We start from the raw sequence: 12,264 nt of genomic DNA, 5'->3' as shown, positions 1-12,264 counted from the left end.
GATGTGTAATGACCACGGAAAAAGTGAAGTACGGCGTCCACTCCGAAGCCGGCAAATTGCGCAAAGTCATGGTCTGTTCACCCGGCCTGGCCCACCAGCGGCTGACGCCGAACAATTGCGACGAGCTGCTGTTCGATGACGTGCTGTGGGTCAACCAGGCCAAGCGCGACCATTTCGATTTCGTCACCAAGATGCGCGAACGCGGGATCGACGTCCTGGAGATGCACAACCTGCTGACCGACATTGTCGCCATTCCCGAGGCGCTGGATTGGATTCTGCATCGCAAGGTCACGGCCAACGCCGTGGGCCTGGGCCTGGTGCATGAAGTGAGTGCGTGGCTGCGCAGCCTGGAGCCGCGCCATATCGCCGAATACCTGATCGGCGGCGTCTCGGCCGATGACCTGCCGGACAGCTTCGGCGGCAAGACGATCCAGATGTTCCGCGACTTCCTCGGGCACTCCAGCTTCATCCTGCCGCCGCTGCCCAACACCCAGTTCACTCGCGATACCACGTGCTGGATCTACGGCGGCGTGACCCTGAACCCGATGTACTGGCCGGCGCGACGCCAGGAAACCCTGCTGGCCACCGCCATCTACAAATTCCACCCGGAGTTCACCCACGCCGATTTCCAGATCTGGTACGGCGACCCGGACCACGACCACGGCAATGCCACCCTCGAAGGCGGCGACGTGATGCCGATCGGTAACGGCGTGGTGTTGATCGGCATGGGCGAACGCTCATCCCGCCAGGCCATCGGCCAACTGGCGCTGAACCTGTTCAAGCACAACGCCGTGGAGCGCGTGATCGTCGCCGGCATGCCGAAATCCCGCGCAGCCATGCACCTGGACACCGTGTTCAGTTTCTGTGACCGCGACCTGGTGACGATTTTTCCGGAGGTCGTCAGCCAGATCGTGGCGTTTTCACTGCGCCCGGACGAGAGCAAACCCGGCGGCATCGACGTACGCCGCGAGGAAAGCAGCTTCCTCGATACAGTAGCCGCCGCCCTCAAGTTGCCGGCGCTGCGGATAGTGGAAACCGGCGGCAACAGCTTCGCCGCCGAACGCGAGCAATGGGACGACGGCAACAACGTGGTCGCCCTGGAACCGGGCGTGGTGATCGGCTACGACCGCAACACCTATACCAACACGCTGCTGCGCAAGGCCGGCGTGGAAGTCATCACCATCAGCGCCAGCGAGTTGGGCCGGGGCCGGGGCGGCGGCCATTGCATGACCTGCCCGATCATTCGCGACCCTATCGATTACTGACCTTCGAGCCTGGGCCGTTTTTATCGAGAACGGCCCAGGGGATAACCGACACCCAAGGAGATCCACCATGGCTTTCAACATGCGCAACCGCAGCCTGCTGAGCTTGATGCACCACACCAACCGCGAGCTGCACTTCCTGCTGGACCTGTCCCGTGACCTCAAGCGCGCCAAATACACTGGCACCGAGCAGCCGCACCTCAAGGGCAAGAACATCGCGCTGATCTTCGAAAAAACCTCGACCCGCACCCGCTGCGCCTTCGAAGTCGCGGCCCATGACCAGGGCGCCCACGTCACCTACATCGACCCGGTGTCGTCGCAGATCGGCCACAAGGAAAGCATGAAGGACACCGCCCGCGTCCTGGGGCGCATGTTCGACGCCATCGAATACCGGGGCTTCGAACAGGAAATTGTCGAAGAACTGGCCAAGTTCGCCGGGGTACCGGTGTTCAACGGCCTGACCGCCGAATTCCACCCGACCCAAATGATCGCCGACACCCTGACCATGCGCGAGCACAGCGACAAGCCGCTGCATGACATCAGCTACGCCTACCTGGGCGATGCGCGCTACAACATGGGTAATTCGCTCCTGATGATCGGCGCCAAACTGGGCATGGACGTGCGCATCGGCGCGCCGAAAGCGCTGTGGCCGCACCAGGATTTCATCGACCAATGCCAGGCCTTCGCCGCCGAAAGCGGCGCGCGGATCACCATCACCGAGGACCCGCAAGAAGCCGTCAAGGGCGTGGATTTCATCCACACCGATATCTGGGTGTCCATGGGCGAGCCGGTGGAAGCCTGGGACGAACGCATCGAGCAATTGCTGCCCTACCAGGTCAACACGCAGATGATGAAGGCCTCGGGCAACCCCCGGGTGAAATTCATGCACTGCCTGCCGGCGTTCCATAACAGCGAAACCAAGGTCGGCAAGGACATTGCCGCACGTTATCCGAATCTCGCCAACGGCGTTGAAGTGACCGAGGAGGTTTTCGAGTCCCCGGCCAACATTGCCTTCGAACAAGCGGAAAACCGCATGCACACCATCAAGGCGATCCTGGTGGCGGCGTTGGCGGATATCTGAATCCGGTTGAAGTGCTTTTCATTGTGGGAGCGAGCTTGCTCGCGATGTCGGCGGCCCATCCAACATCAATGCAAGCTGACACTCCGCCATCGTCGGATCGCCGCCCGGAGCAAGCTCGCTCCCACAGGGGACTGCATTGTTAGTTACATATTTGAAAGGACAACACCATGCGCATCGTCGTTGCCCTGGGCGGTAACGCCCTCCTGCGTCGGGGGGAACCCATGACCGCAGACAATCAACGCAGCAACATCCGCACCGCGACCGAACAGATCGCCAAGATCCATCCGGGCAACCAACTGGTCATCGCCCACGGCAACGGCCCGCAGGTCGGCCTGCTGTCGTTGCAGGCGGCGGCGTACACCTCGGTCACGCCGTACCCGCTGGACGTGTTGGGGGCCGAAACCGAAGGCATGATCGGCTACATCATCGAACAGGAACTGGGCAACCTGTTGGACTTCGAAGTGCCCTTCGCCACGCTGCTGACCCAGGTTGAAGTGGACGCCAACGACCCGGCGTTCCAGACCCCGAGCAAGCCCATCGGCCCGGTCTACAGCCAGCAAGAGGCGGAAAAACTCGCCGCCGAGAAAGGCTGGGCCATCGCCCCGGACGGCGACAAGTTCCGCCGCGTGGTCGCAAGCCCCAGGCCCAAGCGCATCTTCGAGATCCGTCCGATCAAATGGCTGCTGGAAAAAGGCAGCATCGTGATCTGCGCCGGTGGCGGCGGCATCCCGACGATGTATGACGTCGACGGCAAGCTGCAAGGCGTGGAAGCGGTGATCGACAAAGACCTGTGCTCGGCGCTGCTGGCCGAACAACTGGACAGCGATCTGCTGGTGATCGCCACCGATGTCAACGCCGCGTTCATCGACTTCGGCAAGCCGACTCAGAAAGCCATCGCCCAGGCCCACCCCGACGACATGGAACGGCTCGGTTTCGCCGCCGGGTCCATGGGGCCGAAGGTGCAAGCCGCCTGCGAATTCGCCCGCCACACCGGCAAGGACGCGGTGATCGGATCGCTGTCGGACATCGATGCTATCGTCCAGGGCACCGCTGGCACCCGCATCAGCATGGCAACGCCGGGGATCGTTTATCGGTAACGGCAAAACTTATGCGGCAGGCGCGGTGTCTGCCGTTCTCCACGCCTTCGAAGGAGAGACCTTATGGCCACGTTCCAACCCGGTCACCTGCACATGGAGCGCCATGCGCTGAGCAAGGACGACTACAGCTACAACCTGTGCATCGACTACGAGATTGCACAGGATCCCAAGGAGGGAACGGGCATGTCCTTCCGCCTGCACGGCACGGTGGAAGACAAGAACGTGGACGAGACGTTTTTCCTGGCCAAGGACCAGGCCTTCGACTTCGCCCGCCACGCCACGCGCATCGCCCAGCAATACGGCATGCCGAAGACCGCCAGCATCGGCTCGATGCACAAGTACTACGACGAAATGTTCGAAGACGTACGCCACCAACTGGACGTCAAGCCGGGGGATCCGATGAAGCCTGAGCACCTGGCATAACCCGGTTAAAAGACCACCCCAATCCCCTGTGGGAGCAAGCTTGCTCGCGATAGCGGTAGATCAGTCGACACTCAGGGTGACTGACCCGCCCTCATCGCGAGCAAGCTCGCTCCCACAAGGGATATCAGTGTTCTGAATATCGGTTAAACACCCTCACTGCCTCGCTGGCAACCCGCCACAGCTGACCTATGCTGAAAGCAGTACCCCCGGGTATTCGTTCAGAGGTCATCGCCATGAACATCAAAACAAGAAGACGCCTCGCCATCTTCATCACCTGCACCGCCACGCTTGCGCTGTACGGCACCGCGGCTTATCGGGTCGAGCAGGCCAGGCAGTTGCCCCGTGACTACGCCAGTTGCAACTTCGAACGCTGCATACCGCACAACGCATCCCTGAACGCTCTGCGCTGAGGCGGTTTCAGTCGTCTAGCTGATCGGTCTTGAGCCGGTCGCGGAAGGCCTTTGGCGAAATGCCGACACGCCGGCGAAACAGTCGGGTGAAGTTGGTCGGGTCAGAGAAGCCGAGCAGTTCGGATATCTCATAGATCGTCATGCCGGTGTAGGTCAGCAGCCGCTTGGCTTCCAACAATTGCCGCTCATGCATGATCTGCAATGCCGGCTGCCCCGCCAGTTCGCGGCAGGTACCGTTGAGGTGCGACACCGAAATACCCAGGCGATGGGCCAAGTCTTCGACCTTGACGTGCTGACGATAGGTTTCCTCCACCAGCTGAATGAAGCCGTTGAGGTATTCCCGGGCCCGTTGCGGGCGCTGGGTCGAGGTGCGCCGGCTCATCACTTGGCGACTGACCCAGACCATGATCACGCTGACCAGTGCGTGCATGAGCATTTCCCGGGCCGGTTGATGCCCGACGTACTCGGCCTGCAAGGCGCTGAACAAACTGTTGAGATAATCGGCGTTCTCGCCGGCCGGGTAGGCTTCGGCCTGGGCCAGGATATTGACCGAATGGCCCAATTGCCCTTGCAGGTGCGTGACCAGCGGCGCCGCCAGCGTCACGACATAACCCTGCACATCCTCGGAAAAACGAAAACCATGGACCGACAGCGGCGGCAGGATCTGCACCGCCGGCTCGTCAAGCCGGGTGCGTTGGCCTTCAATTTCCAGCTCTGCCTCGCCCTTGAAGACAAACAGCAACTGGCACAGGTCGGCATGCCGATGGGGCTTGATCTCCCATTGGTGCTCGCTGCTGCGGCTGGAAATGGTTTCGCAGTGCAGCAGGTCCGGCGTGGGCCAATCCTGGCTTTCGCCATAAAGCTTGAACACCGGGATCGAAGGCAGCTCAGTTTTCTTCATAACGAGGATCGGCCTTGGGTTACGGGCGGTAATCGCACCGATTGGCAGAAAGTACAGGTTTCAGCGCAGTTTTCCCCTTCAATTGACAGGTCCGCAAGCGAAAAATGCACGCCAGGATTACTAAAAATAAACGTCGACCCTGGTCGCGTGCCTCTTGCGAGTCATAACAACAATGAAAACCCTCAAGACCCAAGTCGCCATTATCGGCGCCGGCCCCTCTGGACTGCTGCTCGGCCAGTTGTTGCACAACGCTGGGATCGACACCGTGATCCTCGAACGGCAGACGCCCGACTACGTCCTCAGCCGCATCCGCGCCGGTGTACTCGAGCAAGGCATGGTGCAGTTGCTGCGCCAGGCCGGGGTTGGCCAGCGCATGGACGCCGAAGGCCTGCCACACGATGGCTTTGAACTGGTCCTCAATGGTCGCCGCGTGCACATTGATCTCAAGGGCCTGACCGGCGGGCAGAACGTCATCGTCTACGGCCAGACGGAAGTCACCCGCGACTTGATGGCGGCACGCGAGGCATCCGGCGCGCGGACGCTGTATCAGGTCGACAATGCCCAGCCCCACGACCTCACGAACGATCACCCCTTCGTGACCTTCGAACACGCCGGCGAAACCTGGCGCCTGGATTGCGACTACGTGGCCGGCTGCGACGGTTTCCACGGCGTGGCGCGGCAGTCGATTCCGGCGGAAAAACTCAAGGTCTTCGAGCGCGTCTACCCGTTCGGCTGGCTCGGCATCCTCGCCGATACCCCGCCCGTCCACGAAGAACTCGTCTATGCGCGCCACGAGCGCGGCTTCGCCCTGTGTAGCATGCGCTCACGCACCCGTACCCGTTATTACCTGCAAGTGCCCGCCGAGGAACAGGTGGCTGACTGGCCGGACGAGCGCTTCTGGACCGAACTGAAAAACCGCCTGCCCGCCGACCTGGCCGAAACACTGGTGACCGGTCCCTCCATCGAAAAAAGCATCGCGCCGCTGCGCAGCTTTGTGGTGGAACCGATGCAATACGGAAGGATGTTCCTGGTGGGCGACGCCGCCCACATCGTCCCGCCGACCGGTGCCAAGGGGTTGAACCTGGCTGCCAGCGATGTCAGCACGCTGTTCAATATCTTGCTCAAGGTCTATCGCGACGGTCGCCTGGATCTGCTGGAACGCTACTCCGACATCTGCCTGCGAAGGGTCTGGAAAGCCGAGCGGTTTTCCTGGTGGATGACGTCGATGCTGCACCGCTTCGATGACGATGCGTTCAACCAGCGCATCAGCGAAGCGGAGCTGGAGTACTTCGTCGACTCCGAGGCAGGTCGAAAAACCATCGCGGAAAATTACGTCGGCCTTCCTTACGAGGCTATCGAATAGTCGGCTATCGATTTAAACTGCGGGCATTTCGCCGCCAGGCACGATGCCCGCAGGTTCCACCGTGACTCAGCTCAATACTCCCCAAGCCCAACAGCCCGCCATCCGCAGCGTGCTAGTGGCGCTGATGCTGGCGATTTTCCTCGGGGCGTTGGACCAGACCATCGTCGCGGTCTCGATGCCGGCCATTTCCGCGCAGTTCAAGGACGTCAGCCTGCTGGCCTGGGTGATCTCCGGCTACATGGTCGCCATGACCGTGGCCGTGCCGATCTACGGCAAGCTGGGCGACTTGTATGGCCGGCGACCGCTGATGCTGTTCGGCATGGGCCTGTTCACCCTCGCCTCGCTGTTCTGCGGAATGGCGCAGAACATGGAGCAATTGGTGCTGGCGCGGATTTTCCAGGGCATCGGTGCCGGCGGCATGATTTCCGTGAGCCAGGCGATCATCGGCGACATCATCCCGCCCCGCGAGCGCGGTCGCTACCAGGGCTATTTCAGCAGCATGTACGCAGTGGCGAGCGTGGCCGGACCCGTGCTCGGCGGCTACATGACCGAGTACCTGTCGTGGCGCTGGGTCTTCTGGATCAACCTGCCGCTGGGCCTGGGCGCCTGGCTGGTGGCCCGGCGCACGCTGGTGGGGCTGCCGGTGCCGCAACGCACGCCGATCATCGACTATTTGGGCACCGTGTTGCTGATCATCGGCCTGACCGCGTTGCTGCTGGGCATTACCCAGATCGGCCAGGGCCACGCCTGGCACAGCCGCGAAGTGCTCGGGTCGCTAGGTTTCGCGGTGGTCGTGCTGGGCTTGTTCGCCTGGCATGAACGCCGCGCCCGCGAGCCGTTGCTGCCCATGCACCTGTTCGTCAACCGCAGCGCGGTGTTGTGCTGGTGCACGGTGTTTTTCACCAGTTTCCAGGCCATCTCCCTGACGGTGCTGGTGCCGTTGCGCTTCCAGAGCGTGACCGGCGCCGGCGCCGACAGCGCCGCGCTGCATTTGCTGCCGCTGGCGATGGGGCTGCCGATCGGTGCTTATTTTGCCGGGCGGCGGACCTCGGTCACCGGGCGCTACAAACCGATGATTCTCGGTGGCGCCGTGCTCTTCCCGTTCGCCATCCTCGGCATGGCCTTTACGCCGCCCGCTGTGTTCTGGCTGAGCAGCCTGTTCATGTTGCTCAGCGGCATCGCCTCCGGCATGCAATTTCCCACCTCGCTGGTGGGCTCGCAGAATTCGGTGCAGCAACGGGACATCGGCGTCGCGACCAGCACCACCAACCTGTTCCGCTCCCTGGGCGGGGCGGTGGGCGTGGCGCTGATGTCGGCGCTGCTGCTGGCGTTGCTGCAGGATTCGGGTTTTGCCCAGCTCGCCGGTTCGTCGGTGGTGGGCGAAGGGCACTCAGGCAACGTGCTGCTCGATGGCCTGAATGCCGCACCGGGCGAGGCGCTGGACGCTTTGCGCGAAGAATTGCAGGCAACGTTCCGTCACCTGCTGATGATCAGCGCGGCGGTGTCGTTGCTGGGGCTGGCGGCGGCGGTGGCGATGCCCGATCGCCTGTTGCGCGGACGAGAAGAAAAGACTCGGTAGCCAGAACAACACCTGTGGCGAGGGGATTTATCCCCGCTGGGCTGCGCAGCAGCCCTAAAACTGACGCCGCTGTGTGGCAGGTGAACTGAGTGCTTTTCGAGGGCTGCTCCGCACCCCAGCGGGGATAAATCCCCTCGCCACAACAGCTCGCTCGCCAAAGATTGAGCCTGGCGTTATCAAGCTGTCGCCGCCACGCCACCCGGCTCCACGGTCACGCTCATCCCCTCCTTCATCCGCCTGGCATCGCGCACAAAGCAGCGAGACGCCAGGAACAGGAACACCATGGTCAGCAACAGCGCCACCGGAATCAGGTACATCGCGTCATGCAGGCCGATGGCCTTGAACGCTTCGGTCATCTGGTCGACACCGGCGGCCGTCATGGCCGTGCGGGCGAAGTAGTCGGACAAGCCACCCACCACCACCGGCCCCAGGCCCCCGCCGAGCAAATACAATCCGGCGAAATACAACGCCATCGCCGTAGCACGCAGGCGCGGCTCCACCACGTCCTGGATCGCGGTGTAGACGCAGGTGTAGAAGTTGTAGGCAAACAGCCAACCGACACTGAATACCGCCACGAACACACCGATCTCGATGCGCCCTGCATGCAGGGCCCACGCCGTGGTGACGGTGGAAATCGCCAGGCTGAACGCTGCAAACAGCAGACGGCCGTTGGGCACGCGCTGGTGGATCTTGTCGGCGACCCAACCGCCCAAGGTCAGACCGAACAATCCGGTTACGCCGACCATGATGCCGGTGGCCACGGCCGCCTCGTGCAGCGGCATCCCGAAATAACGCTGCAACATCGGCACCAGGAACGAGTTGCAGGCATAAGTCGCGAAGTTGAAGCAAAGCCCTGCCAGCACCAGCCAGAGAAAGGTCGGAATTGCCAGCACCCGGCGAACCGGCTTATCAACCTTTTCCTGGGACACCTGCACGGTTTCGGCCGCGCCGCGCTTGGGCTCCTTGATAAAAAACATGAACACCGCCAGCACCAGCCCCGGCACCGCCGCGATGAAGAACGGCGCACGCCAGCTGTCGAACGCCTTGACCATCGCGCCAATGGTGAAGAATGCCAGCAGCAGGCCCAGCGGCAGACCCAGCATGAAGATGCCCATCGCCCGCGCCCGGCGGTGAGCCGGGAACAGATCTCCAATCAGCGAATTCGCCGCCGGTGCATAACTCGCCTCACCGATGCCCACGCCCATGCGCACCAGCAGGAACGCCCAGAAACTGCCCACCAGGCCATTCACCGCCGTCAGCCCACTCCAGGCCGCCAGGCCCCACCCCATCAACTTGCTGCGCGAACCGGTATCGGCCATGCGCCCCAGCGGCAAGCCGGCAATGGCGTAGACGATGGTGAACGCGGTACCGATGATGCCGATCTGGAAGTCGCTGAGGCTCCATTCCATGCGGATCGGTTCGATGATGATCGCCGGGATGGTGCGGTCGAAGAAGTTGAACAGGTTGGCCAGGAACAACAGGAACAGAATGCGCCAGGCATTCGCCGCTTGGGTCGAGTTCTGCATGGGTCCGTCTCTTTTATTGTTATGGGCGAGGCTTCCGAGCCCGGAATCTGCAATCTAGACAGCGATGCGCAGGCTGTCTCCAATCATTCGCCTGGCTGATACCCGACCATGGCGCCGGGCGTGTTTCATGACGGCGGTCAATTTCCTGTAACAATTGCCATCATTTCGCCTGTTTTCGATTAAAGAACGCCGTGGCATGGCCGATCCAACATGATCAGGAATAGATTCTCCCCGAGCGCTGCTCAGGCTGCAGCCCTGGACGCTTGGGTCGACATTCGCGCCATTCAAGGACGCGAGCTCCCATCCGCGACGGTTCGTCGACGAAATCGACGCACCAACCAGTTCAGGCATACGGCGCACAATGACTTCCAAAAAAACAGCCACTGCGGTTTCCGATCTGACCCTGAGCCCGGCCGCCAACGGCCCTGAAGCCTCGACGCTGTCGAGCAGCTCGCGATCCCTCGCAACCCAGCAATACCTGTATTTCACCGAGACCAACACCGACCGCATCCTCGACAACCTCGACGGCCTGCGTGATGCCGTGTTCCCGCGCCCGCCGCACCTGGTGGATGACGAGAGCGAACGCGGCCAGCAGGAATTCCCGTCGGTGTGCCTGATCGGCCTGGGGCGCTGCGGTTCCAATATCGCGCTGGACGTGGCGGAGCTGGTCTACAACGCTCGCAAGTTCTACCTCAACGAATTCAACGCCGAAGACAAGACCTACGGTGACAAGGGCTATCGCCCGGCGCAATGGATGCGCAACCTGCGCCTGGGCACCAGCAAGGCCAGCAAACCGGTGTTCCTGGTGGAGCCGCTGGTCATGCTGGGCGACTTGGACAAAGACATCGCCGGGCGTATCCGCTTCTCGCGCAAAGGCGAAAAAAGCGGCTTCCTGCGCGACTACAGCAAGATGAAAATCATGGACCTGTCGGAAGTCCATGCAGGCGGCGCCGGTAACGCGCCGATCCTCGGCCAGTACCTGGCGAAGATCATCCTGAACAAGGACACCCAGCGCTTCTCCAGCCCCGACTGGAAAATGATCCACTCGTACCTGATCGACAGCTGCGGCATCAAGGCCAACCAGTCGCGCCTGTATTTCTCGATCTTCAGCGCCGAGCGGCGGTACCGGCTCAGGCATGGCCTCGGAGTTCGGCCTGGCCCAGCAGTACTCGTACATGAACAAGACGTTCGACACCAAGCCGATGGACGAACACGACAGCAAGAGCGGTCATTCCTTCGTCTTCGAGCCGATCTTCACCAGTGGCATCTGCGTGCTGCCGAATATTTCCGATCACCGCAGTGAAATGTCCGAGGCCCTGCACATCAACGCCGGACGGCTGTTGTGCAAATACCTCTCGGAAGAATGGGATTTCTCGTACAACTTCGCCAACGAAGACAGCAGCGAAGCGAGCGTGATGGGGCGTATCCGGCCATGGAACGCGATGATGCTGATCTCCAACGACATCATGCGCTACGCCGAAGAAAGCGATGACGGCAACATCCAGAACATTGATGTCAATGCCATGGAAAAGCACGCCAACCAGTACATTTCCCAGCAGATCTTCAACATCCTGACGGCCCAGGCCGTAACGACCGACTACGACCAGAACTACTTCCGTCGCGCCGGCATCGACATCGGCGAAACCATTCGCCTGGACGCCAACGACCTGTTCATGAGTCTGGCCGGTCCGGTGGCGATTGCCTACGCCGAGTCTGTCGTCCCGGAAACCCCCGCGCCGAGCGGCGACAAGTTCAAGGTGTTCGAAAAAGAGCCGCCGCGCCTGAACATCGACGACCTGTTCTTCCGCTCCATCGACCTGCCGCACTTCAACAAGGTCACCCAGGCCATCGAAGGCATCAGCCTGCTGCCCATCGAGTCCAAGCGTTACCGCGCCTCGCTGGAGCAATACAAGAACTCTGGCTACGACGCTGCGGCCCTGCATGACCTGCACTTCTTCAAGAACTGCTCGTCGGTGGTATCGATCGTCTCGTTGCCGAAGGACTACAAGCTGTCCTACATGGACCTGAACCGGCTCAAGACCCACCTCAACAGCCTGTTCCCCAACACCACGCTCAAGCGCTACGCCTTGGTGATCGGCGCCTCGGCGAACCTGTCGCTGACCACCCTGATCGCCAAGAGCCCGTGCCTGTCGGACGATTTCCTGACGCTGATCGTGGCGTTCATCAAGCGCTGCTTCGCCCGTACGCCGTACCGCTTCGACGAGACCCTCGACAATTCGATCCTGGACTTCATCATCAACGAAGAATTCGACGAGGCGCGTATCGACGATCTGCTCAACGAATTCGAGAACCCGGCGAAGATCCTCGACACCAACTGGTACGCGATCAAGCCGATGTACGAGAAGAAATACCGCGAGCTGATCAGCGACAAGGAGAAGTTCGTCTCGATCAACGACATTCGCCTGTCCCGGGATTGCGTGAAGAAGTCCATCAAGTATTTGCGCGAGATTTACCGTCACCGGATCGGCAAGACCAAGGTTATTTCGCTTAATAACCATACGGGCAGGTCTTATTGAGGCTGGCGCAGCACCGCGTTGCCCCTTTCGCGAGCAAGCCCGCTCCCACAGGGGACCGCATTCTTTCTGAAGAAACGCGGTCCAC

General features: G+C 61.5%; 9 protein-coding genes and 1 pseudogene. 8 read left to right on the top strand and 2 right to left on the bottom strand.

The window, feature by feature from the left end:
* Positions 1-8 precede the first annotated feature (8 nt).
* The 5 genes from arcA to AB4N42_RS09960 all read left to right on the top strand — a co-directional run bounded on the left by arcA (position 9) and on the right by AB4N42_RS09960 (position 4,273).
* A complete protein-coding gene (gene arcA / locus AB4N42_RS09980) occupies positions 9-1,265 on the top strand; it encodes an arginine deiminase (RefSeq protein WP_431144635.1) in 1,257 nt (418 codons plus the stop codon).
* 67 nt (positions 1,266-1,332) lie between these two features.
* A complete protein-coding gene (locus tag AB4N42_RS09975) occupies positions 1,333-2,343 on the top strand; it encodes an ornithine carbamoyltransferase (RefSeq protein ID WP_030139376.1) in 1,011 nt (336 codons plus the stop codon).
* A gap of 167 nt (positions 2,344-2,510) precedes the next feature.
* Entirely contained in the window at positions 2,511-3,440 is a 930-nt protein-coding gene (gene arcC / locus AB4N42_RS09970; RefSeq protein ID WP_198797681.1) for a carbamate kinase, read from the top strand.
* Positions 3,441-3,503: 63 nt separating this feature from the next.
* The gene (locus AB4N42_RS09965) at positions 3,504-3,863 is read left to right on the top strand and encodes a DUF5064 family protein (protein ID WP_198797680.1); all 360 of its coding nucleotides are present in this window, start codon (positions 3,504-3,506) and stop codon (positions 3,861-3,863) included.
* A 233-nt stretch (positions 3,864-4,096) separates the two neighbouring features.
* Positions 4,097-4,273, top strand: coding sequence for a hypothetical protein (locus AB4N42_RS09960; protein WP_181289314.1), 177 nt, complete (start codon positions 4,097-4,099; stop codon positions 4,271-4,273).
* Positions 4,274-4,280: 7 nt separating this feature from the next.
* On the opposite strand, the gene AB4N42_RS09955 is transcribed toward AB4N42_RS09960, so the two are convergent.
* Positions 4,281-5,174: a helix-turn-helix domain-containing protein gene (locus AB4N42_RS09955; protein WP_030139379.1), complete on the bottom strand. Its 894-nt coding sequence runs from the start codon at positions 5,172-5,174 to the stop codon at positions 4,281-4,283.
* Positions 5,175-5,346: 172 nt separating this feature from the next.
* Here AB4N42_RS09955 and pobA point away from each other — a divergent pair, with 172 nt between their 5' ends.
* Both pobA and AB4N42_RS09945 read left to right on the top strand, forming a co-directional pair.
* The gene (gene pobA / locus AB4N42_RS09950; protein ID WP_258648167.1) at positions 5,347-6,537 is read left to right on the top strand and encodes a 4-hydroxybenzoate 3-monooxygenase; all 1,191 of its coding nucleotides are present in this window, start codon (positions 5,347-5,349) and stop codon (positions 6,535-6,537) included.
* Between the two features lie 61 nt (positions 6,538-6,598).
* Positions 6,599-8,116: an MDR family MFS transporter gene (locus AB4N42_RS09945; RefSeq protein ID WP_431144630.1), complete on the top strand. Its 1,518-nt coding sequence runs from the start codon at positions 6,599-6,601 to the stop codon at positions 8,114-8,116.
* Between the two features lie 176 nt (positions 8,117-8,292).
* Here the strand turns inward: AB4N42_RS09945 and AB4N42_RS09940 are convergent, their stop codons facing one another.
* Entirely contained in the window at positions 8,293-9,642 is a 1,350-nt protein-coding gene (locus tag AB4N42_RS09940; RefSeq protein ID WP_030139382.1) for a spinster family MFS transporter, read from the bottom strand.
* Between the two features lie 361 nt (positions 9,643-10,003).
* Here AB4N42_RS09940 and AB4N42_RS09935 point away from each other — a divergent pair.
* A pseudogene (locus AB4N42_RS09935) lies at positions 10,004-12,179 on the top strand (hypothetical protein).
* The last annotated feature ends 85 nt before the right edge of the window (positions 12,180-12,264 follow it).

The sequence above is a fragment of the Pseudomonas sp. H2_D02 genome (genome assembly GCF_054677635.1).
The sequence above is the reverse complement of the archived record's forward strand: the minus strand, read 5'-3'. Positions and strand labels throughout refer to the sequence as shown.

Bases quoted from the DNA above. Each gene is read 5' to 3' on its own strand.
- arcA (WP_431144635.1), top strand. From the start codon at position 9: ATGACCACGGAAAAAGTGAAGTACGGCGTCCACTCCGAAGCCGGCAAA.
- AB4N42_RS09975 (WP_030139376.1), top strand. From the start codon at position 1,333: ATGGCTTTCAACATGCGCAACCGCAGCCTGCTGAGCTTGATGCACCAC.
- arcC (WP_198797681.1), top strand. From the start codon at position 2,511: ATGCGCATCGTCGTTGCCCTGGGCGGTAACGCCCTCCTGCGTCGGGGG.
- AB4N42_RS09965 (WP_198797680.1), top strand. From the start codon at position 3,504: ATGGCCACGTTCCAACCCGGTCACCTGCACATGGAGCGCCATGCGCTG.
- AB4N42_RS09960 (WP_181289314.1), top strand. From the start codon at position 4,097: ATGAACATCAAAACAAGAAGACGCCTCGCCATCTTCATCACCTGCACC.
- AB4N42_RS09955 (WP_030139379.1), bottom strand. From the start codon at position 5,174: ATGAAGAAAACTGAGCTGCCTTCGATCCCGGTGTTCAAGCTTTATGGC.
- pobA (WP_258648167.1), top strand. From the start codon at position 5,347: ATGAAAACCCTCAAGACCCAAGTCGCCATTATCGGCGCCGGCCCCTCT.
- AB4N42_RS09940 (WP_030139382.1), bottom strand. From the start codon at position 9,642: ATGCAGAACTCGACCCAAGCGGCGAATGCCTGGCGCATTCTGTTCCTG.